Source organism: Burkholderia sp. AU15512 (genome assembly GCF_002223325.1).
GTDB lineage: Bacteria > Pseudomonadota > Gammaproteobacteria > Burkholderiales > Burkholderiaceae > Burkholderia.
In genome coordinates this window covers 503,578-525,420 of sequence record NZ_NKEX01000006.1, presented here as the reverse complement: position 1 = coordinate 525,420, position 21,843 = coordinate 503,578, and the positions used below count along the sequence as shown (strand labels likewise).

Genomic DNA, 21,843 nt, shown 5'->3' with positions numbered 1-21,843 from the left:
CACTATAGGGAAACTTGCGAAACGCATCTGTCAACCATTGTCAGACGCGGTGCATCGGCACGTCGCACGCGCGCGCCGCTTTCGCGCTAAAGTGGTTCCCGACCATCACTCCCGGCCGCCCTTCCGATGCTGACGCTCTCGCCCGCCGCCGCCCGCGCGCTGCATCTCGCCGCGCAAGGCCTGCTGACGCCGCCCCGCCGCAAGGCAACCAAATCCGACGTGCTCGACACGATCCGCCGGATGGCGCAGTTGCAGATCGATACCATTCACGTCGTCGCGCGCAGCCCGTATCTCGTGCTGTTCAGCCGTCTCGGCGATTTCTCGCCGCAGTGGCTCGACGAACATCTCGCCGAGGCGCGCCTGTTCGAATACTGGTCGCACGAAGCGTGCTTCCTGCCGGTCGAGCAGTTCGGCCTGATGCGCTACAAGATGCTCGATCCGTCGGGAATGGGCTGGAAATACGCGGCCGAATGGCATGAGCAGAATCGCCCCGACATCGAGCGGCTGCTCGCGCGGATTCGCGCCGAGGGCCCGGTACGGTCGGCCGATTTCGCCCGCGAGGATGGCGTGAAGGGCAATGGCTGGTGGGATCGCAAGCCCGAGAAGCGCCACCTGGAAGTGCTGTTCACGACGGGCGACCTGATGGTGTCGGAACGCCGCAATTTCCAGCGCGTGTACGACGTGCGCGAGCGCGTGCTGCCCGACTGGGACGACACGCGCGACCTGCCGCCGCGCAGCGCCGTGCTGCCCGCGCTGCTCGACTACACGTGCCGGGCGCTCGGCGTCGTGCGCGCGGACTGGGTGGCCGACTACTATCGGCTGCCGCGCCGCTCCTACCGCGCGGAGCTCGAGCAGCTCGCCGGCGCGGGCGACCTCATCCCGGTGGCGATCGACGACTGGAAGGAGCCGGCCTACGTGCATCGCTCGCTCGAAGCGTTGCTGCCGGCCGCGGAGGCCGACACGCTGCGCTCGACGGTCACGACGCTGCTGTCGCCGTTCGATCCGGTGGTATGGGACCGGCGGCGGGCGTCGACGCTGTTCGGTTTCGACTACACGATCGAATGCTATACGCCCGGGCACAAGCGGCGTTATGGCTATTTCTGCCTGCCGGTACTGCATCGCGGGCGGCTGGTCGGGCGCATCGACGCGAAGGCGCATCGCACGCTCGGCACGTTCGAACTGAAGGCCGTGCATGTCGAGCCGGGCGTGCGGTTCGGCACGGGGCTCGCAGCCGATGTCGCGAAGGCGGTGAAGAAGCTCGCGGCGTGGCACGGCACGCCGGAAGTCACGGTCGGGCAGCAGGCCCCGCCGGAGCTGGTGAAGGCGCTGGCCGGCGCGTAGCCGTCCACGCAGCCGGCTGGCACGGCGGCGGCGCGCGCCGCCGGCCGTCGATCAGTCGCGCAGCTTGCGGAAACGCGGGGTGCCGTCTTCGAGGTTCCCGTTGAACATCGCTTCCGGCCGGACCCACAGCCCGCGCGCATGCGGCCACAGGTGTTCGTACACGACCACCGATTCCTCGGTTTCGGAATGGCGAGCAACGCCGATGTAGCGGTACAGCCCGCCCTTGTAATGGCGATGCGTCGCGAGCTGTTCGGCTTCCTGTTCGGTCATGATGGGCTTCTCTTCGGCAAAAACGGAAAGCGCGTATTGTATGCGCTGCGCCGCGCGTCAGCGTTTCGCGTAGATGTCCGGGCGGCGGATCTCCATCACGCGCTCAGGATTCGCGCATGGCTCGAAGCCGACCGGCCGGTACAGCGCGTGCGCATCGGACGTCACGAGCATGATGCGACGCAGGCCCTGCACCACGTCCTGTGCAAACACGTGGTCGATCAGCGCGCGGCCGTAGCCGTTGCCGCGCTCGGCCGGCAGCACGAACACGTCGCACAGGTAAGCGAACGTCGCGTGATCGGTCACGAGACGCGCGAACCCGACGAGCCGGTCGCCCACGTAGGCGCCGAAACACAGCGAGCCCTCGATCGCCCGCTCGACCACGTCGCGCGGAATGCCCTGCGACCAGTACGCGTCGCGATGCAGGAAGTCGAAGATCGCGTCGACGTCGAGTTCGCGCTTGTCGGTGGAAAATCTCAGCGTGGCGGGGGTGGCAGCGGGCACGTCGGTCTCCGGTTGGGGTGGTGGAAGACGAGACGCTGACGATACCGCGCGGCGCGGCGGGCTACAAGCGGCGACACTTGTCGCCATGGCCAGACGGCGCGCATGCTCATTCCGGACGATTCTGGTGTGTAACGAAGCTGGGGCGGGTCGACTTGTACAGCAAACCGTACACCTTTATCGACTGTGGTAAACTTGTACGGTTATATGTACAAGTGAGGCAATCATGCGCACGATTCATTTTTCGGACGCCCGTGGCAATCTGAAGACTGTTATCGACCAGGTCGTCGACGATGCGGACGTGACGCTCATCACGCGCCGCGATGCGCCGAACGCCGTCATCATGTCGCAGGACTACTACGACAGCTTGATGGAGACGGTGCACTTGCTGCGCTCGCCGGCCAACGTCGCCCATCTCGAGCGTTCGATCGCGCAACTGCGCAAGGGCAAGGCAAAGGAACACAAGCTCGCGGCGGATGACGAATGAGTGTACGCCGCGTGCTCTTTACTTCCGACGCGTGTGACGACTATGTCTACTGGCAGGGGCAGGATCGCAAGACGCTCAAGCGTATCAACCAGCTCATTCGCGAAGCCCAGCGAACGCCGTTCGAAGGCATCGGCAAACCCGAACCGTTAAAGGCCAATCTCTCCGGCTTCTGGTCACGCCGTATCGACGACACGAACCGTCTGGTCTACGAGGCTGACGACTTGCAGATCAGCATCGTGTCCTGCCGTTACCACTACGAATAGCATCGCCCCGCGGGTCATGGCGCCCGCAACGCGCGATCTGCCTTGCAACGCTTCAACGGCAGCGGCCGCGCCGCGACTATCCGCGTCACCTCGCGCGTGCGCGGGTCGATTTCGAGGTCGAGGCATGCACAACCGTAGCCATGCCCGCCGGCGTTGGTGACGACCCAGCCCTTCGTCGACATGTCGGGCATCTTGTCGAGGCCCGGCACCGGCTCGTTGCCCATCGTCAAGAGTGTCCAGGTGCCGTCCTTGTCGTTCAGCCACCAGTTGGCCGGCGACGGATTCTCAAGCCATCCGCAACGCTTTTCCGGTGCGGCAGATACCTGCGTCGCGGCTGCCAACGTAAAGGCTGCACCCAGCATCCACATTGCAAGACGTGCACGAGTGATTGTCATGTAATCGATCCGGAAACGAATGTGCATCGGGAAACCGTCATTGCGGGTGCCGGACAGCATACCGGGCTTTCTCTCGCATGTCGCTCGTCCGCACCAGCCATCCGGTCGCATCGGTCGTCGCGAGCGGCGACTACGAGCTCGGCTTTCAGCAGATTCGGTGACAATGTCGCCAGCCCCATCAACTCGCCACACCGCTTCATGCCCTACCGCCTCATCGCATTCGACTTCGACGGCACGCTCGCCGATTCGCTCGACATCTTTCTCGCCGCGCTGTCGGAAGCGTCGCGCCTGCACGGCTTTCGCGACGCCACGCCCGAGCTGCGCCCGGCGCTGCGCGGCATGTCGGCGCGCGACATCATTCGCGCGCTCGACGTGCCGATGTGGAAAGTGCCGCGCGTGACGATCGACATGCGCCGCCTGATGCAGCCGCGTGTCGCGCAAGTGGCGCTGTTCCCCGGCGTTGCCGAAACGTTCGACGCGCTCGCCGCGCGCGGCATCCGCATCGCGATCGCCACGTCGAATACCGAGGCGATCGTGCGTGACCGGCTCGGCCCGCATGCCAGCAGCCGTGTCGAGCATTTCGCATGCGGCATTCCGCTGTTCGGCAAGGCACGTCGCCTGCGCGCGCTCGTTCATGAGGCCGGCGTGCGCAGCGACGAAGTGCTGTACGTCGGCGATGAAATCCGCGACGCCGACGCGGCGCGACGCGCACGCATCGCATTCCAGGGCGTCGCGTGGGGCTATACCGCGCCGGACGCGTTGCAGGCGCATTGCGCGACACCGTTGCTGCCGCGTCTCGACGCATTGCTCGATCGCGTGTGACGCATGCGCGCGCTGCGCGCATCCGGTTCCACCCATCGCGCGATGCGCACGTCATCGCACGACACAGCCGCACGACGATGAAAAGCGGATGACACCCACGTGCATCCCGCACGCGTCATGCGCGCAAAAATTGCCGCCGTCGCGCATGCGACAGGTACGCACTACCTGTCGGCGTGCTGGCTCATCGATTCGTCTTACCAACCGTTACACAAACCACAGCGCGGTTGCACCTGCTACCGGATCGCTCTCCTAGAATCAGTCGGGCCGGGAAACACTTCGACCGGCGCCGCGGCAGAGCGGCGGTCGAATCCGGCCCGGGCGCGCCCGGTCTCTCGCACAGCGACGGATCCCGTGATCCGTTTTTCAACCAGAGCCCCGATCGAAAGGAGGTCCCATGAACCGCTTTCCCCAACTCTCGCGCCTTGCATTGTCTGCCGCTGGCCTGCTTCTCGTCGCCGTGACGGCGACCGCGCAAACCGCACAACCGGCACCGGCCTCGCCGAACGCACCGGCCGCCGCCGCGACTCGGATCCACGAAGCCGACCAGGCCTTCATCACCGACGGCACGAAGACCGTGTCGACGCAGCACGACGCGGCACGTATCGCCGATTCGCGCACGTCGGACAGTCAGGTCAAGGCGTTCGCGCAACGCGTGTCGACCGACGATGAAAAGATCATCCAGGCGATGCGCGCGGCCAGCCCGCGCGGCGTCGACGTGCCGGCCAACGACCCCGATACGGCCGTGCTGGGCAGCATCAAGAACCTGCGCGGCGCCGAGTTCGACAAGGCGTATATCGAGCAGGTCGCGCTCGCCGGCCAGCAGAAGGCCATCTCGGCATTCCAGGCCGAAATCGCGTCGGGCCGCGACACGAAGCTGAAGGAAGTCGCACGCCAGTCGCTGCCGATCCTGCAGAAGCACTACGCGGACGCGCAGAAGCTCGCGGAACGCCACCACCTCGCATCGGCGCAGTAACGCGCCGCGGCGCCGCGCATCACGCGCGGCGCACTGCTTCCCCCTGTCGTCGCGTCGCCGCTCCCCTTCCGGCGGCGCGACGCACGTCAAACGTCACGCTTCACGCGTGACCCGTTACGTCGCGAGCTTCGCCAGCAGCCGCGCACGCACCTCCGGCCATTCGTCGTCGATGATGCTGAAGCGCACCGAATTGCGCTTGCGGCCATCCGGCATGATCCGTTCGTGCCGCACGATCCCTTCCTGCTTCGCACCGAGCCGCAGGATCGCCGCGCGCGATTTCTCGTTCAGCTCGTCGGTCGTGAACTGCACGCGCACGCAGTGCAGCACGTCGAACGCATAGCCCAGCAGCAGCCATTTCGCTTCGGTATTCGCGCGCGTGCGCTGCGCCGATTCGCTCAGCCACGTATGGCCGATCTCGAGCTTGCGGTTCTTGCGATCGATCTTCCAGAAACGCGTGCTGCCGATCACGCGGCCCGATGCGCGATCGACGATCGCGAACGGCATCACGGTGCCGGCCGAACGCCCCTGCAATGCGGTGTCGATATACGCGTCGATCGTCTCGGGGCCCGGCACGACCGTGACCTTCAGGTTCCACAGCTGGCCGTCGGCAGCCGCGTCCAGCAGCGCCTGCCGGTCGGATGAATCGAGCGGCCTCAGTTCGACGTGTTCGCCGGTGAGTATCGGTGGTTCGAGGCAAGCAGAAGCGTCGGTCATGAAGGATTCCGGAAAGTGGCGGCGATGGCGGCGAAACACCGATCATACGACCGCGTCAGCCGAGGAGCGCGGCCAACCGGCGGCGAATCGCCTTCGCCTCGCCGCGCAACGCATTGGTAAACGCATCGACGAGCAGGCTCTTCGGCCGGTGCTCGGGCACGATCACGCTGACCCGGTACGGAAACGATCGCGTGAGCGGCCGCACGTGCAGGTCGCGCCCGACGAAATCGAGCGCGGTCAGCGGATTGACGATCGCCGCACCGAGCCCCTGCCGCACGAACGCACACACCGACACGGCCGACGGTGTTTCGACGACCGAGCGCGGCGCCACGCCGAGCTGCGCGAACGCCTCGTCGATCAGGATGCGGTACGGATCGTTCAGCGACAGGCTCACGAACGGGCGATCCGCGAGATCCGGCAGATCGATCGCGTCCTGCGCGAGCAGCGGATGGCCGTCGGGCAGCACGCACACTTCGTCGACTTCGAGCAGCGGCGTGAGCACGGTGCCGGCCGGCGCGACGTCGCGCTCGGTCAGCCCGAGGTCGTAACGCTGCGCGGTCAGCCATTCTTCGAGCACCGGCGATTCCTGCGTCGCCACCGACACGCTGACGCCAGCATGCTGCTCGCTGAAACGCCGGCACGCTCCGGGCAGGATCGCGTGCGAGAACGCCGGCAACGCGATCACCGACAGTTGACCGTCACGAAACTCGCGCAGGCGCGCGGCGGTTGCCGCGACGCGTTCAAGCCCCACATACGCGAGCCGCACGTCGTCGAACAGCGTGAGCGCGGCCATCGTCGGCCGCAGCCGGCCGTGCGCGCGCTCGAACAGCGCGAAGCCGACGACCTGCTCCATGCGCGCAAGCTCGCGGCTGATCGTCGGTTGCGACGTATAGAGCATCTCGGCCGCGCGCGTCGTGCTGCCGGTGACCATCAGCGCGCGAAAGACCTCGATATGGCGGTGCGTGAGCATGATCTGCTATATCAAATATGAATCGAATGTCGATAAACAGGCATTTTACTGGATAGGCAATCTGGCGCATCATTGCCGTTATCCGTTCATTCGACCTGATTCATCTGCCATGTCCCTCGATTCCCGCCAGCTCGCGACGCTCGCGCAGCAATACGGCACCCCGCTGTGGGTGTACGACGCCGACGTCATCCGCGACCGCATCGCCCAACTGCGCCAGTTCGACGTGATCCGCTATGCGCAGAAGGCGAACTCGAACGTCCATATCCTGAAGCTGATGCGCGAGGAAGGCGCGTGCGTCGATGCGGTGTCGCTCGGCGAGATCGAGCGCAGCCTCGCGGCCGGGTTCAGTCCGGCAGGCGAACCGGAAGGCGTCGTGTTCACGGCCGACCTGATCGACCGACCGACGCTCGCGGCCGTGCTGAAGCACGGCGTGACCGTGAACGCCGGTTCGCTCGACATGCTCGCGCGCATCGGCGAGCATGCGCCCGGCCACCGCGTGTGGCTGCGCGTCAACCCCGGTTTCGGCCACGGCCACAGCAACAAGACCAACACCGGCGGCCCGCAGAGCAAGCACGGCATCTGGATCGACGACGTGCCGCGCGCGATCGAGATCGTGCGCCAGTACGGGCTGAAGCTCGTCGGCATCCACATGCACATCGGCTCGGGCGTCGACTACGGCCACCTGTCGCAGGTATGCGATGCGATGGTCGACCTCGTCACGTCGCTCGGCCATGACATCGACGCGATCTCGGCCGGCGGCGGCCTGTCGATCCCGTATCGCGACGGCGAGCCGCGCGTCGACGTCGGTCACTATTTCAGCCAGTGGGACGCCGCGCGCAAGCGGATCGAGCGCCACCTCGGCCACCCGGTGCGCATCGAGATCGAGCCGGGCCGCTTCCTCGTCGCCGAAGCCGGCACGCTCGTCACCGAAGTGCAGGCCGTCAACCGCCGGCCGAAGCACGATTTCGTGCTGATCGACGCGGGCTTCAACGACCTGATGCGCCCGTCGATGTACGGCAGCTACCACGCGGTATCGGTGCACACGCACGATGGCGCGTTGCCGGCCGGCCGGCCGCTCGTCGATCTCGCGATCGCGGGGCCGCTGTGCGAATCGGGCGACGTGTTCACGCAGGACGCGGGCGGCGTGGTCACACACCGCAAGCTGGCGCAGCCGCAGATCGGCGACCTGCTGTTCCTGCACGATGCTGGCGCGTACGGCGCGTCGATGTCATCGAACTACAACAGCCGGCCGCTCGCGCCGGAAGTGCTCGTCGATCGCGGCGCGCCGCGGCTGATCCGCCGCCGGCAGACGATCGGCGAATTGCTCGCGCTCGAAACGTTCGAGTAACGCGTGCGCGCCAGATGATCGAGCGTGAGCGGGCGCACCTTCGACAGGTCGCGCCCGTGCATCCGATCAGCCCCGCACGTCAGCCCGCGCGCCGCACGGGCGCCATTTTCGAGAAGTATTTCGCGCCCGCGACGCAGCCGACCACGACGACCGTCACCGCGACCATCGACGGCGGCACCGTCTCATGCAGCAGCCCGGCCGCCAGCAGCAGGCCGAAGAACGGCTGCAGCAGCTGCAACTGACCGACGCCTGCGATCCCGCCGAGCGCGAGCCCGCGATACCAGAACACGAAGCCGATCAGCATGCTGAACAGCGACACGTACGCGAGCCCCCACAGCGCGGCAGCATCGACGCCGTCGAACGAAACGGGCCACGTGAACCACGTGAGCGGCAGCATCAGCGGCAGCGACAGCACGAGCGCCCACGAGATCACCTGCCAGCCGCCCAGCTCGCGCGACAGGCGTGCGCCTTCCGCGTAGCCCAGCCCGCATGCGACGATCGCGGCCAGCATCAGCGCATCGCCGACCACCGACGCCTGGCCGCCGTTGCGCAGCGCAAACGCGGCCACCGCGCAGCTGCCGATGATCGAGAAGATCCAGAACGGCAGCCGCGGCCGTTCGCCGCCGCGCCACACGCCGAACATCGCGGTCGCGAGCGGCAGCAACCCGACGAACACGATCGCGTGCGCCGATGTCACGTGCTTCAACGCAAGCGCCGTCAGCAGCGGAAAGCCGATCACGACCCCGAGCGCGACGATGGCGAGCGACACGGCCTCGGCACGCGTCGGCCGCCGCTGCTTCAGCCCGGCGAGCAGCAGCAGGCCGAGCGCGCCGGCGATCGTCGCGCGCGCAAAGGTGAGGAACAGCGGGTCGAGCCCCTGCACCGCGATACGCGTCGCGGGCAGCGAGCCACTGAAGATGATCACGCCCAGCAAGCCGCTGAGCCATCCGTCGGTCGTCTTTTGCACGGGAAATCCTGAACGGGGAAAGTGGATGACCGATGATCCGCCGCGCGCGAAATGCGCGTAAGCTACAGCCCAATACAATTCGGACAAACTGTACTGGACAACCAGACGTACAGTTCATTCTTCGCCATGAGCCAGGCCACCCCGCTTCCCGTTCCGCCCACCCCGTCGCGCACGCGCGTGGAAACCGTGATGGATACGTTGCGCGCACGCATCGCGAGCCGCGCGCTGGTGCCCGGCGCGCGCGTGCCGTCGATCCGGATGATGGCGGACGCGCTGGGCGTGTCGAAATCGACCGTGGTCGATGCGTACGAGCGGCTCGCGAGCGAAGGCGTGCTGGTCGCGCGGCGCGGCTCGGGCTTCTATGTGTCGGGGCATGCACCGCCGCTCGCGCTCGCCGATCTCGGCCCGCAGCTCGATCGCGGGCTCGATCCGCTCTGGCTGTCGCGCCAGTCGCTCGAAGCGGCGCCGACGTCCGTGAAGCCCGGTTGCGGATGGCTGCCGCCGTCGTGGCTGCCCGACGAGAGCCTGCGCCGCGCGCTGCGCGCCGCGTCGCGCGACGAATCCGATGCGCTGACCGACTATGCGACACCGCTCGGCCTGCCCGCGATGCGCCAGCAGCTCGCCTGGCGGCTCGCGCAGCACGGCGTCCAGGCCGAACCCACGCAGATCATGCTGACCGACGGCGGCTCGCACGCGCTCGATCTCGTCTGCCGGCTGCTCCTGGAGCCGGGTGACACGGTCGTGCTCGACGATCCGTGCTACTTCAACTTCCAGGCGCTGCTGCGCGCGCACCGTGCGCGGGTCGTCAGCGTCCCGTACACGCCGAACGGCCCCGATCTCGCGCGCTTCGAGCAAGTGCTCGCCGAGCATCGGCCGCGCCTGTACATCACCAACTCGGCGCTGCACAACCCGACCGGCGCGACACTCTCGGCGCCCGTCGCGCACCGGCTGCTGACGCTCGCGGCCGAACATGGCCTGCTGATCGTCGAGGACGACATCTTCGCGGATTTCGAGAGCACGCCCGCGCCGCGCCTCGCGGCCTTCGACGGGCTGTCGCGCGTGGTGTCGATCGGCAGCTTCTCGAAGACGCTGTCGGCCGCGATCCGCTGCGGTTACGTCGCCGCGCGCCCGGAATGGATCGAGGCGCTCGTCGACCTGAAGCTCGCGACGTCGTTCGGCCATGCGCAGATCGGTGCGAACGTCGTCCACCGGTTGCTCGTCGACGGCACGTACCGGCGCCACGTCGACAGCCTGCGTGCGCGCCTCGCGGACGCGATGGGCGAAACGCTCCGGCGCGTCACGCGCGCCGGGCTCAGGATCTGGACGGAGCCGCGCGGCGGCCTGTTCGTGTGGGCGGCGTTACCCGACGGGCTCGACGCCGCGCGCGTCGCGCGCCATGCGCTGGATCACGACGTGGTGCTCGCGCCCGGCAACGTGTTCAGCGCGTCGCACAATGCGACGTCGTACCTGCGCTTCAACGTGTCGCGCTGCAAGGGGCCGGCGGTGTTCGATGCGCTGGCGCGGGCGATGGACGCGGTGCGGGCGGCGGACACGACCGGACGCATGCTCGCTCGCGAATCGTGACGGCGGGCGCGCGCTAGCTGCCGTCCGCCACGATTTCCGCGACGAAATCGACGAACGCCCGCACCTTCGCGGGCGGCAAGTGGCGCGACGGGTAGTACGCGAACAGCGGGAACGCCTCGCCGCGCCAATCCGCAAGCAGCTCGACGAGCCGCCCCTGTTCGATCAGCCCCGCCACCCCGCTCGCCTTGAAGCGTGCAATACCGACGCCGGCCAGACATGCGCCGAGCATCGTGCCGGCGTCGTTGACGAGCAGCCTGCCCGTCGTCTTCACGGGCACGCGCTTGCGGCCGAGCCGATAGACCCATTCGAGCGGCTGGCCGGTCAGCGTGTTGCGCATCTGGATGCACGCATGGCCGACGAGGTCGGCTGGCGCCTCCGGGCGTCCGTGTCGTTTCACGTACGCAGGTGCGGCGACCGTCACCGCTCGCGTCTCCAGCAGCTTGCGCGCCACCAGCGACGACGAAGGCGGTTCACCGAACCGCACCGCGACGTCGAATCCTTCCGCAACCAGATCGCCGAGTTGCTCGCGCGCCGCCAGTTCAAGCGACAGATCGGGATGGCGCGCCAGGAACGCGGGGAGATGCGGCGCCAGCACCCGCCGCGAAAAATACGCGTCGACATTCACGCGCAGCCTGCCGCGCACGGCCGCGGCCGAACCGGCGGCCAGCGTGACCGCGTCGCCGATGCCGGCGAGCAGCGGGCCGATGTCCTCGTACAGGCGACGCCCCTCGTCCGTCAGCGTGACCGACCGCGTCGTGCGATCGAGCAGCCGTACGCCGACCCGCGCCTCCAGCCGGCCCACGGCGCGGCTGACGCCGGACGGCGACAGGCCGAGTGCGTCGGCCGCGCGCGCGAAGCTGCCGCTTTCGACGATCGCGGCGAGCACGCCCACGTTCGCCAGGATCCGCCCGTCGATGCTCATGATTTCACTCATGACAAAAGATCACCAATCAAATGACATGGATTCGATTCCATCAGGAATCGCCGCTCCCTATCATGCAACCCGATGCATCGCAACGGCAAGCCCGGTCGTTCCGGCATGCCGCTTCTCCACTTCTCGATGAGGATTTCGAATCATGTACGCCATTACCGGCATCACCGGACAAGTCGGCGGCGCGCTCGCCCGGACATTGCTCACCGCAGGCCAGCCCGTACGGGCCGTCGCGCGCGACGCCAATCGCGCCGCGCCGTGGGCCGCGCGCGGCTGCGACGTCGCACTCGCCGACATGACCGACACCGCCGCGCTGACGACGGCCTTCTCGAACACGGCCGGCGTATTCGTGCTGCTGCCGCCCTGCTTCGATCCGTCGCCCGGATTCCCCGAAACGCGCGCGGTCATCGACGCCGCCGGCGCGGCGTTGCGCGCCGCGCGGCCGCGCAAGGTCGTCTGCCTGTCGACGATCGGTGCGCAGGCGACGCAGGTGAACCTGTTGACGCAGTTGACGATGATCGAGCAGGCGTTCCGGGACCTGCCGATGCCCGTCGCGTTCCTGCGACCCGCGTGGTTCCTTGAAAACGCCGCCTGGGACGTCGCGACCGCCCGCGACGCGGGCGTGATCCACAGCTTTCTGCAGCCGCTCGACCGCCCGGTGCCGATGGTTGCCACCGAAGACGTCGGCCGCACGGCGGCGGCCCTGCTGCAGGACGAATGGTCCGGCGCGCGCATCGTCGAACTCGAAGGACCGCGGCGCGTCAGCCCGAACGATCTGGCCGCCGCGTTCGCCCGCGTGCTCGGGCGCCCCGTACGAGCCGAGGCCGTCCCGCGTGATACGTGGGCCGGCCTGTTCGATGCGCAGCGGATGCGCTATCCCGAACCGCGCATGCGCATGCTCGACGGCTTCAATGAAGGCTGGATCGACTTCGCGTCGGCGCCTGCGGATGTCCTGAAGGGACACCTCGACGCAGACGCCGTGCTGCGCACGCTCGTCACGAGCGCCGCCTGAGCGGGCACGAGGCGGCGGGATGCCCCGCCGCCTGCCTCACACCTCCCCCGCGTGCGCCCTCGCCCGCACTTGCGCAAACGACGTATCGACGAGCAGGCGCCCCGTATCGAACACCGTTTCCAGCGCATCCTCCCACTCGCCTTCGAGCATCCGGTCGTCCCACGCGGCGGGCTCAGGATCTGGACGGAGCCGCGCGGCGGCGTGCGGATGGGCGCGAGCCACCGTATCCATGCTGGAGAATGATGAAGCCCGGCAATCGGGCGGACAACTACGGAATGAATCGGCAATCTGCCGCCAAGCAGGCCGACATCCGATAAAGCATGTCAATTGGGTTGCGTCGTTTCGCAAATCGTACACGTCCAATAGACGAGCGCGCCTCCGTCAGCCGATAGTTTTCGTCCTCCTCCGGATAACTATCGAATCAATGAGCGAAACCTTCGATCGACGCGACGCCACGCACCAAGAAGACTGCGACGAATGGATATGCGTCGGAACCACTTATACAAACACAACACCGGGATCCACTCACACCATCGAACTCGACATGGCGCAAATCTGCGAAAACATGTCGAACAAAGCATTCAGGCGCCTGATCGCTCGGCTGCGCGATGCTGCAATTGTCCTGATTCGTGAGCGAATTCATGGCCTCGCCGCTTGGGATCAGGAAGAACAGCGCCGCGTGCAGACGTGGTTTGGCCGATCAGATGACATAGTCCGTCGAAGGCTCAACACCGGATTACCCCAACTTCTGCACGTCATGCAGGAGTTGAAACCCGAGAATGTCATCAGGTGGGACGAACAAACGAAGAGAAACATAACGTGCACAGTTTTTCCCGACAACGGAATTACGGATGCTGCAGTATGCAAACCGGATTCGCACCGGCGGATAATCGCGATCTATCCACACTTCTGCACACTTCCCGATGCTCGGCTTTCTACCAACTGCAAGCTGAAGGTCCTGATTCATGAATGCACACACTATGTCGACACATTCAACTCGGAAGATGAAATCTACGGGTTCGGCACCGGCCTGAAGTACTGGGCTCAAACGCATCCGGATGTAGCGATCGACAATGCAGATAGCCTCGCCTGCTACATTTCATTTTTCGACGACAGGATTCTGTGGTGACATTTCTTGCACGTGTGATCAGCATCGCGGTCTGGTCCAGCCTCTCGTTTTCGATTTCATCCACGGCTTGTACCGTTTCCGAAGACATGCTCGACAGCGTCCCGCTCAATTCCGACGCGATCCCTAACGAGGATCGCGTCAAGATTGCGGAAATGGTCATTCGCGCGCGTCGATGGCCGGACGCAGAGATTCGAGGCATCGTCACTGCCGGCGCCTACATCGGGGAAGTCGATCCACGGGCGCTTGCGCTGCGACGAGCGGCGAACCTGAAGGAATACCTGATACAACTCGGCGTCAAGAGCGAGAACATCTGGTCGGATACCCACATCATCTCGAAACCGTATCCGAAAGATAGCGCCGGCTATGAAGGGTATCTTCAGATAGGACTGACACTGGTGCCGCTTTGCGACGATGGATGTCGGCGCCTGTGCGGCGATCCGCGCACCACGCCGACATCCAGAGCCCTTCACTAAGGTAGTCCGCAGCCAAACGACATCGCGATCGCGTCGGCGACGGAGTGACCCGAACCTCTCACGCCGCCACCGCCGCCTGCTTCACACCTCCCCCGCGTGCGCCCTCGCCCGCACTTGCGCAAACGACGTGTCGACGAGCAGGCGCCCCGTATCGAACACCGTCTCCAGCGCGTCCTCCCACTCGCCTTCCAGCATCCGGTCGTCCCACGCGGCGGGCAGCGCCGTCGTCCGGTACTCACCGGTGCGGAAACTGCGCAGCAGCGTCAGCCGCCCCTTCTTCGAGCGCTTGCCCTGATCGGTGACCGGATCCTTGCAGACGTCGTGCCACACGTCGCCGCGCCGGATCGCCGAGCACTTCATCGCAAAGCGCTGCGTATCTCGGTTCACCTGCTGCAGCAGCCCGCCGCCCATGCCGAACACGACGTTGCCGGCCGCATAACCCGCGTCGTCGAGCGCGGACAGAATCGCGTCGATCGACAGTTCGTCGACACCGTCGCCCTGAATCACGCGCACGCGATTCAGCACGCGCCGCCCCTTGCCGTTCACGGTCGAGCCGAACGATGCGTCGAGCGCACGCACGGTCTGCAGCACGATCGCCACCGGGTCGCCCGAATCGGGCCGCACGACCAGCGTCGCGCCGGAATCGAGCACGGCCTGCCGAAGCTCGCCGCCCCATAGATCGAGCGCCGCGAACAGATCATAGGAGTCCGACACGACCGACACGATCGCACCGGGCAGACCAAAGCGGCGAATCATGTTCCGGTACGCATCGGCTTCGTGTTCGCGGCCCCACGACGTGATCGTGCTGTGCTCGGCCGCCGGCACCGAGTACGCGGCCATCGGCTCCCGATAGAAACGGTTCGCGGCCAGCACGCCGAGCACCGTATCCGAACCCATGAAGTTGACGAGATGCGCGGCACCGCCGATCGCGGCGGACTCCGCACTCGACACGCCGCGCGCGCCGAAGTCGTGCAGCTTGAACGGCAGTTGCGCGAGATCGTCGTCGGTCTTCTCGAGGAAGCGGCGGATCGTCTGCCGCAGGTGCCAGCTTCGCGTCGCGACCGTCACCGGATACCACACGCGCAGCAGCATCGTCTCGAGATACGACGTGAGCCAGAACACCTGCGGGTCGTCGCATTCGACCGTCATCAGCACGTTGTGCACCGGCACGACCGAGCCCTCGGGCACCGCGCGGATCTTCACCGGCAGGTAGCCGTCGTAGCGTTCGACGATATAGCGCCACCCTGTTTCGTTGAACGGCTCGCCGTGCACCGTGAAGAAATCGCGCGCCTCGTCGATCATCGCGTGCGTGATCGGCTTGCACAGATATTCCTTCAGCAGCATCTGCAGGCCGAAGAACACCGTGCGGTCGTAGCGGCCGCCGCGCGATTCGACGTACGAGAACATCGCCGACGCGTCGGGCGGATATTGCAGGAAGTGGGAAGCCTTGTACGAATCCGTGTTGAGGATCGGATTGGCGAGAACCGCGGCAAAGCCGCCGAGATCGTTTTGCATGGCTAGAGCTCCTCTAGGCCGTTGAAGTGCCGCCGCGTCTGTCGCGGCGGACGGAATGCGGGGAATCAGCGGATCACAGCTTCCCCAGGAAGTGATACGCGATGTCGAAGTGATCCTCGAACATCACGCTGCGCATCTGCGCGAACTCGTTGAGCGGCACCCAGCGCGCCTTGTCGGCGTCGTCGCTGCCCTTCACGCGCGGCAGCTCGCCGGTCGGGAAGTTGAACAGGCACGCATGCGTGATCGTGCGGCCGCGCAGCGAGCGCGTCGGGTGATCGAATACCTGGCGATCCTTGATCGAGCCGCGCAACACGGGCTCCGGCAACTTCAGGCCGGTTTCCTCGCGCAGCTCGCGGATACAGGCCGCGTCGAGCCGCTCGTCCTGGTTCACGAACCCGCCCGGCAGCGCCCACAGGCCGCGGCCCGGCTCGCTGCGGCGGCGCACGAGCAGGATATGGCCCGAGTGCACGACCACCGCGTCGACCGTCACGAACGTGACGGGATACGGGGCCGCCGCCCACGCCTTGCGATACCCGGCGATGAATTCGGCTTCCGACTTCAGCTGTGCGAATTCCGGCTGTGTGCGGAAGCGCTCGAGCCAGCCGAACACGGGTTCCGGCACCGCCCACTGCACGAAGCTGTTGGTGCGCTCGGCGAAATACTGGTCGCGGATCTCGTTGGCGGAAATGTCTTCGGTCGCATCGACGTCGACGAGCTCCCATTGCGGGAACATCCGCAGGTAATACGAGGTGGCGTCCTTCTCGTGGCCGATCAGGCCGACCTTGCGCTGCGCGATGTCGCCGAGCGCGGACGCGACGGCGTCCTGCACCCAGCGCACCCAGTCGCCGTCGTTGTAGGTCGAATCCTGCAACGGCGCGATGGTGACGCGGTCGCGCTCGGACGCGTCGAGCAGCGAAGCCAGCATCTGGCGGCGCTCGTCGAACGAGAACGGATCTTTGATGGTGCGGGGCTTGTCGGTCGATCCGATCAGCACGCACACGCGCTCGGCCCGGCTCAGTGCCGACTTCAGCACGTTCAGGTGACCACGATGCGGAGGCTGGAAACGACCAATGAAAACGAGCGCGTCGAAGCGCCGGTTCTGTTGCGTACTCATGAGGCTCCCTCAAGAGATTGAAACGCTTCGGGTCTTTCCCGAAGGGTTGAGACGAATCCTAGGGGAAATCCCGAGGTGCGTCAATCGAGCCCGTTCGAGCCCCTCCTCGACTTGACGAAGTCTGACGAAACACGCGTTATTGGCGGGTTACACTCGATTTCATCCTAATCCGCGCCAGGGCGCCCGCCATCATGAGGATCTCAGTCAGCCGCACCGTCGGCGTCGATCGCAGACGCCTCTTCACGTGGTCGCAGGATTACGCGCGGCGGCTCGTGTGGGACAGCTTCCTCACCGACGCCTACCTGCTCGACGGCATGACGGCCGACGTCGGCGTCGACGCGTTCTGCCGCAGCCAGTCGGGCGCGACGATGGTGTCGCGCTACATCTCGTACCGTCCGCCGCAGGTTGCCGCCGTCGAAATGGTCGACGGGCCGAAAGTGCTCGAGCGCTTCAGCGGCAGCTGGAACTTCACCGAGCACACGCCCGGCACGACCGAAGTGAAATTCACGTACCACTTCCGCGCCCAGCCGGCCTGGCTGCGCTGGCTGCTCGAACCGCTGATCGGCGCGTTCTACCTCGTGCAGACGCGCCGGCGTCTCGATTCGTTCAAACGCTGGGCCGAAGCCGAAGCGCTGCCGCACTGAGCGGCGAGCTCGGGCCGTACGGCGCGGCGCGTTTGCGCCACCTCCCCTCGAATGCGTCCGAACGCGCCATCGCCGCGCCGTCCCGGCATGCGCGCGACGATCACGTGCGGCATCAGCGATCCGGAAACCGGCTTCCATGCGGCCGGCGGCGACTGCTATTGGGCCGTGCTGAGCAACGGCAAGCGCGCGGCCGTCGCGAATACGCAGGGTATCGTCGGCACTGACGACGCGACGATGCACAGCGTGTCGTCGTTCCGGTTCGAGCGTTAGCGGGAACGTCGTGACGTGCGATCGCCCGGGCATGAATCGACGTGCGATGCGTCATCGCAACGAAGCCTCGGCAGCCTGTCGCCGACACCCGCAAGCGTAAGAGCGCACTGCATGGCCCGATCCGCAACAGCCGCTCCTCCAGCCGCGCCGTTCGACCCGCATCCGCGCTAACGTGTGCCGTCCCCGCGCAACGGGAACGTTTCCGCCCCCGCCTCGCGGCGCAACGTGACCTCCGTACCCGTCAGCCATCCTGACGATTTCAGGATCGGGCGTGCGATCGCGTACAGGCGGTCGGCGCTTGCGCCATAGAAGTACAGATAGCCGTCGTTACCATCGCGATGCAATTCGGTCTCGCCCAGCTCGCCGGCCCCGGCCTGCTTCACCGCATGATCCAGCCGTTGCTCCAGCGCGTGAAGGCGCGCCTTGTCCTTCTCGTCGTAATCGAAGTGCACCATCACGACCGGCCCGGGCGGCTTCGGCGGCACGTCAGCGGCCGCGTTGGCGGCAAGCAGCGCCCAGCCGAGCAACGCGGCACACCGGATTCTGTAACGCCTATCGGCAAAGGAAGTGAATCGCCTGCTCACGTCGGTGCGCCGCCGCGCGCAACCTGCTGCCGGACTTGCGCCTGCGTGCCGAGCGCAGCGGCGATCGCATCGACCGCATCGGCCGCACGCGCCGCGCCGCACATGAACGCATCGACGGCCGCGAAGCGATGCTCGGGCCACGTGTGGATCGTGATGTGCGATTCGGCGAGCAGCACGACGCCCGTCACGCCATGCTCGCCGCCGAAATGATGGAAATGCGCGCCGATCACGCGCGCGCCGGCCTGCCGCGCCGCTTCGGTGAGAATCGACTCGAGCCGGGCGGCGTCACGCAGCAGCGCCGCGTCGATGCCGGCCAGGTCAGCCAGCACGTGCGAGCCGAACGTCGCGCGCGGTGGCGTGATCCCGTCGCGCGCGGTCATTTGTGCGACCCGTACGACGAATATCCGCTGCGCGCCGATGAGCTGCCCCAGCCGCTGCCGCCCGAGCCGCTGCCGCCGATCGATGCACAACTGAACAGCGTGACGACGATCAGGCCGTAGATGCCGTAGAGGATGTACCGAATCACGCGTTGCCCCCGTCCGATGCAAAGCGCTTCCACAGCCATTCAGGCAGCCACAGCACCAGCAGGCCGATCAGCAGGTAGACGGAACGGCCGCTGAACGAGAACAGCGCGCCCATGTTCAGGATCACGAGCAGCGCGCTGAACACGAGCGGCAGCGGTGCGAAACTGTGCGGGCCCTTCCGGCCGAACAGGCCCGTCGACGCGGTGGCGCCGGTTGCCGCCGCAGCCGCGGCCGTCGCGAGCGCCGGCGTGCCGAAGCGTTCGGCAAGCGTGCTGGCCGACAGCGGCCGCGCGCGCGACCAGACGATCTCCGCGTCGCTGCGCTCGCGCGTCAGCTTGTCCTTCTGCCAGCCGTAGTCGATGATCGACGTGCGATCGCCGACCTGCACGCGCCAGTTGAACGCACCGACCACGTAGACGACCTCCGAGTCGTATTCCTCGCGCAGGCGGTAGGTCTTGTCGCCGTCGGTCACGTCGGCATCGCTGCCGATCGTCGGCCATTGGTCGAGCACCTGCACGCGCTCCCAGCGCCCTTCGCTCTGCACGAGCCACAGGAACCCGCGCGTCGGGTTCAGCAGCAGGTATTCGTCCCACGTCTCTTCGTCGTCCGGCACGCGGCAACGCATCATCCCGATCACCGTGTACTTCACGCCGTCGAACGTGCCGATCGCGCCGAGCTCCAGCGCCCCCTTCACCGCTTCGAGCTTGCGCTGCGCCGCGAACACGGTCTGCTGCTCGGCCGTGCACTGCACGCCCGCATGGCAGCTGCCGCACACCACGTAGTCGGCCACGTTCGGCGCATACGACAGCGGCGCGCCGCAGCTCGGGCACGCGAACGGCACCATCTCCGCGCCGCGCTTCTCGCGCGTATCGTGGTCGCTATCGCGCAACCCGGTGAAGGCGAGCGCATCGAATTCGAGCGCTTCGCCCGTATAGACGGCGGGGCTCCCGCCGTTCGAATCGGCGTCGGAATAGTCGTAGGTCGCGAACGCGTTGCCGGTGCGCAGGTCGACGACGCGCGCCGCCCAGCCGGCATCGACGCGGAACGGCAGTTCGCCGTCGCCGCCCGTGCAGCGCGCGGTGCGCACGTCCGACACGAGAAACGCGCGGCCGCCATGGTCGATCCGCATGCCCGGTTCCAGCGTGCCGAACGCAGGCCATGCGCCGCCGGACGCATCGTCGGGCTCGCGCACCGTGATCGCATATTGGCCCGACGCATCCGACAGCCAGCCGAACGTGCCGTCGTCGAACACGACGTACCACTCGCTCCACGCACCGGCATCGTAGGTCATCTGGATGCGCCCGAGCACCGTGAACGTACGCTTGCCGTAGCGACCGGCCGTGCCGATCTGGATCGGCGACGCATCGTCGAGCACCGTCGCCAGTTCGCCGATGCGTTCGACGTCGGTGCCGCGCTTGAGCAACGTGCTGCGACAGAACGCGCAGACGGCCATCACCGCCGCCGCCGAGCGAAACTCGACCGGCGCGCCGCACTGGGGGCACGAGGTACTGAACATGCGCGACGCTTACCGGGTGAGCTTCGCGAGGATCTCGGCCTTCGCGCGCGAATATTCGTCTTCGGTCACGAGGCCCTTGTCGAACAGCGCCTTCAACTGTTCGAGCCGCTGCACGTAATCGGTGCCTTCCGCCGGCGCGGCAGCCGGTGCGGCGGCCACCGGCGCCGCGACAGGCGCGGGCGCGGGCGCGGGCGGTGCGGCCGGCGCCGGTTGCGCGGCACCCGCCATCTGGCCGGCCATCGCCTGCCCGATCGCCGCACCCGCGGCAAGCCCCGCGCCGATCCCGGCGATGCCGCCCGGGTTCTGCGCGGCGAGCGGAATCGCCTGCGCGGTCTGGTATTGCGTGGCGCGCGCGAGATCGCCGGCCATCCCCGCGCCGATCCGCAGGTCGAGCGCCTTCTGCAGTTCAGCCGGCAGCGACACGCTTTCAACCGCGAACGCGTCGAGCGCGAGGCCGTAGCGCGTGAACACCGGCACCAGCGCCTCGGCGACGCGCTGCGACAGCAGCGACTGGTTCGCGGCCATGTCGACGAACGGCACGTCAGCCGAGCCGAACGTCGTGCTCATCGCGGTGACGACCAGGTTGCGCAGTTGCTGTTCGAGATCGTCGACCGTGTACTGCGCGCGGGTGCCGCTGACTTCGCGATGGAACGCGCCCGCATCGACGATCCGGTACGAGTAGATGCCGAACGCACGCACCTGCACGAAGCCGAATTCGCGATCGCGGATCGTCACCGGCTGCGCGGTGCCCCAGCGCCGGCCGAGCTGCAGCCGCGTGCTGAAGAAATAGACGTCCGATTTGAAAGGCGACTGAAAGAGTTTGTCCCAGTTCTTCAGGTACGTGAGCACCGGGAGCGTGTTCGTTTCCAGCGTGTACAGCCCCGGCTGGAACACATCGGCGACCTTGCCTTCGTTCACGAAGATCGCGACCTGCGTCTCGCGCACGGTCAGCTTGCCGCCGTACTGGATTTCCTGGTCTTCCATCGGATAGCGCCAGGCCAGCACGCCGTCGGTGTCTTCCGTCCATTGCAGGACGTCGATGAACTGCTTGCGGATGAATGAACCCAGACTCATGTCGGTCTCCTCGAAACGCGTGGCGCGTCAGGTCAGGCAGGCGGCATTGATGATGCCGACGACGAGCGACGCGGTGCCCATCAGGCCGCCCATCGCGACGTTGCGATCCTCGATCGCATGATTCATGCCGGGCATCAGGCGCGTCAGCGCCGCATAGGTGATCAGTTGCACGGCCATCGCGCCGACCGCCCAGATCACGACTTCGCCGAGCGTGGAATTGTGCGCGATGCTGGACGCGAGCGTCAGGCAGAAGCCGATCAGCGCGCCGCCGAACGACAGCGTCGCGGCGGCGTTGCCGTCGCGGATCAGCGCCAGTTCGTCGAACGGGGTGACCTTCAGGTACACTGCCGCGAACACAAGAAGCAGCACGAACGCCGACAGTAAATGAACCGCATAGAGATAGGCACTATTCATTCTTTCCCTCG

General features: G+C 66.6%; 28 protein-coding genes. 12 read left to right on the top strand and 16 right to left on the bottom strand.

Features of this window, described 5'->3' with window-relative positions; all coding sequences use genetic code 11:
- The first annotated feature begins 126 nt into the window (after positions 1 to 126).
- Positions 127 to 1,341, top strand: a complete 1,215-nt coding sequence (locus CFB43_RS21730) for a winged helix-turn-helix domain-containing protein (RefSeq protein WP_089496515.1) — start codon at positions 127 to 129, stop codon at positions 1,339 to 1,341.
- Positions 1,342 to 1,392: 51 nt separating this feature from the next.
- Here the strand turns inward: CFB43_RS21730 and CFB43_RS21725 are convergent, their stop codons facing one another.
- Together CFB43_RS21725 and CFB43_RS21720 are read right to left on the bottom strand one after the other, a co-directional pair.
- On the bottom strand, positions 1,393 to 1,611 hold the full coding sequence (locus CFB43_RS21725; protein WP_006480837.1) for a DUF1653 domain-containing protein: 219 nt from the start codon (positions 1,609 to 1,611) through the stop codon (positions 1,393 to 1,395).
- Between the two features lie 57 nt (positions 1,612 to 1,668).
- Positions 1,669 to 2,112, bottom strand: coding sequence for a GNAT family N-acetyltransferase (locus CFB43_RS21720; protein WP_089496514.1), 444 nt, complete (start codon positions 2,110 to 2,112; stop codon positions 1,669 to 1,671).
- A 223-nt stretch (positions 2,113 to 2,335) separates the two neighbouring features.
- Here CFB43_RS21720 and CFB43_RS21715 point away from each other — a divergent pair, with 223 nt between their 5' ends.
- Positions 2,336 to 2,596, top strand: a complete 261-nt coding sequence (locus CFB43_RS21715; RefSeq protein WP_060968669.1) for a type II toxin-antitoxin system Phd/YefM family antitoxin — start codon at positions 2,336 to 2,338, stop codon at positions 2,594 to 2,596.
- Positions 2,593 to 2,859 (top strand): Txe/YoeB family addiction module toxin, encoded by a 267-nt coding sequence (locus CFB43_RS21710; RefSeq protein WP_089496513.1) that lies wholly within the window; start codon positions 2,593 to 2,595, stop codon positions 2,857 to 2,859. Before CFB43_RS21715 ends, CFB43_RS21710 begins: the two co-directional genes overlap by 4 nt.
- A gap of 14 nt (positions 2,860 to 2,873) precedes the next feature.
- Here the strand turns inward: CFB43_RS21710 and CFB43_RS21705 are convergent, their stop codons facing one another.
- Positions 2,874 to 3,314: a DUF4087 domain-containing protein gene (locus tag CFB43_RS21705; protein ID WP_179254880.1), complete on the bottom strand. Its 441-nt coding sequence runs from the start codon at positions 3,312 to 3,314 to the stop codon at positions 2,874 to 2,876.
- A gap of 138 nt (positions 3,315 to 3,452) precedes the next feature.
- Between CFB43_RS21705 and CFB43_RS21700 the strand changes: the two genes are divergently transcribed.
- Positions 3,453 to 4,076, top strand: coding sequence for an HAD hydrolase-like protein (locus tag CFB43_RS21700; protein WP_089496511.1), 624 nt, complete (start codon positions 3,453 to 3,455; stop codon positions 4,074 to 4,076).
- 394 nt (positions 4,077 to 4,470) lie between these two features.
- The gene (locus CFB43_RS21695; RefSeq protein ID WP_089458612.1) at positions 4,471 to 5,049 is read left to right on the top strand and encodes a DUF4142 domain-containing protein; all 579 of its coding nucleotides are present in this window, start codon (positions 4,471 to 4,473) and stop codon (positions 5,047 to 5,049) included.
- A 114-nt stretch (positions 5,050 to 5,163) separates the two neighbouring features.
- Here CFB43_RS21695 and CFB43_RS21690 read toward each other — a convergent pair whose 3' ends face one another.
- On the bottom strand, positions 5,164 to 5,763 hold the full coding sequence (locus CFB43_RS21690; protein WP_089496510.1) for a GNAT family N-acetyltransferase: 600 nt from the start codon (positions 5,761 to 5,763) through the stop codon (positions 5,164 to 5,166).
- Positions 5,764 to 5,818: 55 nt separating this feature from the next.
- Positions 5,819 to 6,733: a LysR family transcriptional regulator gene (locus CFB43_RS21685; RefSeq protein ID WP_089496509.1), complete on the bottom strand. Its 915-nt coding sequence runs from the start codon at positions 6,731 to 6,733 to the stop codon at positions 5,819 to 5,821.
- Positions 6,734 to 6,842: 109 nt separating this feature from the next.
- On the opposite strand from CFB43_RS21685, the gene lysA reads away from it, so the two are divergent.
- Complete coding sequence (gene lysA, locus CFB43_RS21680) at positions 6,843 to 8,081, top strand: diaminopimelate decarboxylase (RefSeq protein WP_089496508.1); 1,239 nt, start codon at positions 6,843 to 6,845, stop codon at positions 8,079 to 8,081.
- A gap of 79 nt (positions 8,082 to 8,160) precedes the next feature.
- Here the strand turns inward: lysA and CFB43_RS21675 are convergent, their stop codons facing one another.
- Positions 8,161 to 9,048 (bottom strand): DMT family transporter, encoded by an 888-nt coding sequence (locus tag CFB43_RS21675; protein WP_089496507.1) that lies wholly within the window; start codon positions 9,046 to 9,048, stop codon positions 8,161 to 8,163.
- 126 nt (positions 9,049 to 9,174) lie between these two features.
- On the opposite strand from CFB43_RS21675, the gene CFB43_RS21670 reads away from it, so the two are divergent.
- Complete coding sequence (locus CFB43_RS21670) at positions 9,175 to 10,632, top strand: aminotransferase-like domain-containing protein (protein WP_089496506.1); 1,458 nt, start codon at positions 9,175 to 9,177, stop codon at positions 10,630 to 10,632.
- Positions 10,633 to 10,645: 13 nt separating this feature from the next.
- Here CFB43_RS21670 and CFB43_RS21665 read toward each other — a convergent pair whose 3' ends face one another.
- Positions 10,646 to 11,554, bottom strand: coding sequence for a LysR family transcriptional regulator (locus CFB43_RS21665; RefSeq protein ID WP_089498096.1), 909 nt, complete (start codon positions 11,552 to 11,554; stop codon positions 10,646 to 10,648).
- Between the two features lie 154 nt (positions 11,555 to 11,708).
- Here CFB43_RS21665 and CFB43_RS21660 point away from each other — a divergent pair, with 154 nt between their 5' ends.
- A complete protein-coding gene (locus CFB43_RS21660; protein ID WP_089496505.1) occupies positions 11,709 to 12,575 on the top strand; it encodes an NmrA family NAD(P)-binding protein in 867 nt (288 codons plus the stop codon).
- Between the two features lie 36 nt (positions 12,576 to 12,611).
- On the opposite strand, the gene CFB43_RS21655 is transcribed toward CFB43_RS21660, so the two are convergent.
- Positions 12,612 to 12,806 (bottom strand): hypothetical protein, encoded by a 195-nt coding sequence (locus tag CFB43_RS21655; RefSeq protein ID WP_089496504.1) that lies wholly within the window; start codon positions 12,804 to 12,806, stop codon positions 12,612 to 12,614.
- Between the two features lie 193 nt (positions 12,807 to 12,999).
- Here CFB43_RS21655 and CFB43_RS21650 point away from each other — a divergent pair, with 193 nt between their 5' ends.
- Both CFB43_RS21650 and CFB43_RS21645 read left to right on the top strand, forming a co-directional pair.
- Complete coding sequence (locus tag CFB43_RS21650) at positions 13,000 to 13,704, top strand: M35 family metallo-endopeptidase (RefSeq protein WP_089496503.1); 705 nt, start codon at positions 13,000 to 13,002, stop codon at positions 13,702 to 13,704.
- Complete coding sequence (locus tag CFB43_RS21645; RefSeq protein ID WP_089496502.1) at positions 13,701 to 14,177, top strand: hypothetical protein; 477 nt, start codon at positions 13,701 to 13,703, stop codon at positions 14,175 to 14,177. The genes CFB43_RS21650 and CFB43_RS21645 overlap by 4 nt, the downstream gene beginning before the upstream one ends.
- 81 nt (positions 14,178 to 14,258) lie before the next feature.
- Here the strand turns inward: CFB43_RS21645 and CFB43_RS21640 are convergent, their stop codons facing one another.
- Positions 14,259 to 15,692, bottom strand: coding sequence for a nicotinate phosphoribosyltransferase (locus CFB43_RS21640; protein ID WP_089496501.1), 1,434 nt, complete (start codon positions 15,690 to 15,692; stop codon positions 14,259 to 14,261).
- A 73-nt stretch (positions 15,693 to 15,765) separates the two neighbouring features.
- Positions 15,766 to 16,806 (bottom strand): bifunctional nicotinamide-nucleotide adenylyltransferase/Nudix hydroxylase, encoded by a 1,041-nt coding sequence (locus CFB43_RS21635; RefSeq protein ID WP_089496500.1) that lies wholly within the window; start codon positions 16,804 to 16,806, stop codon positions 15,766 to 15,768.
- Between the two features lie 191 nt (positions 16,807 to 16,997).
- Between CFB43_RS21635 and CFB43_RS21630 the strand changes: the two genes are divergently transcribed.
- On the top strand, positions 16,998 to 17,450 hold the full coding sequence (locus CFB43_RS21630; RefSeq protein ID WP_027789550.1) for a type II toxin-antitoxin system RatA family toxin: 453 nt from the start codon (positions 16,998 to 17,000) through the stop codon (positions 17,448 to 17,450).
- A gap of 87 nt (positions 17,451 to 17,537) precedes the next feature.
- A complete protein-coding gene (locus CFB43_RS21625) occupies positions 17,538 to 17,720 on the top strand; it encodes a hypothetical protein (protein ID WP_144023088.1) in 183 nt (60 codons plus the stop codon).
- 167 nt (positions 17,721 to 17,887) lie between these two features.
- Here the strand turns inward: CFB43_RS21625 and CFB43_RS21620 are convergent, their stop codons facing one another.
- Genes CFB43_RS21620 through CFB43_RS21600 form a run of 6 tightly spaced genes read right to left on the bottom strand, consistent with a single transcriptional unit; the run spans position 17,888 to position 21,832 of the window.
- Positions 17,888 to 18,247 carry a hypothetical protein gene (locus CFB43_RS21620; RefSeq protein ID WP_256990103.1) on the bottom strand — a complete coding sequence of 120 codons (360 nt, stop codon included), beginning with the start codon at positions 18,245 to 18,247 and terminating at the stop codon, positions 17,888 to 17,890.
- A gap of 53 nt (positions 18,248 to 18,300) precedes the next feature.
- Entirely contained in the window at positions 18,301 to 18,684 is a 384-nt protein-coding gene (gene speD, locus CFB43_RS21615; RefSeq protein ID WP_089496497.1) for an adenosylmethionine decarboxylase, read from the bottom strand.
- The gene (locus CFB43_RS38470) at positions 18,681 to 18,830 is read right to left on the bottom strand and encodes a hypothetical protein (RefSeq protein WP_155291822.1); all 150 of its coding nucleotides are present in this window, start codon (positions 18,828 to 18,830) and stop codon (positions 18,681 to 18,683) included. The genes speD and CFB43_RS38470 overlap by 4 nt, the downstream gene beginning before the upstream one ends.
- Complete coding sequence (locus CFB43_RS21610; protein WP_089496496.1) at positions 18,827 to 20,344, bottom strand: DUF4178 domain-containing protein; 1,518 nt, start codon at positions 20,342 to 20,344, stop codon at positions 18,827 to 18,829. The genes CFB43_RS38470 and CFB43_RS21610 overlap by 4 nt, the downstream gene beginning before the upstream one ends.
- A 9-nt stretch (positions 20,345 to 20,353) precedes the next feature.
- The gene (locus CFB43_RS21605) at positions 20,354 to 21,418 is read right to left on the bottom strand and encodes an SPFH domain-containing protein (protein WP_089496495.1); all 1,065 of its coding nucleotides are present in this window, start codon (positions 21,416 to 21,418) and stop codon (positions 20,354 to 20,356) included.
- 27 nt (positions 21,419 to 21,445) lie between these two features.
- Positions 21,446 to 21,832: a DUF350 domain-containing protein gene (locus tag CFB43_RS21600; protein WP_011354425.1), complete on the bottom strand. Its 387-nt coding sequence runs from the start codon at positions 21,830 to 21,832 to the stop codon at positions 21,446 to 21,448.
- Positions 21,833 to 21,843: the final 11 nt, after the last annotated feature.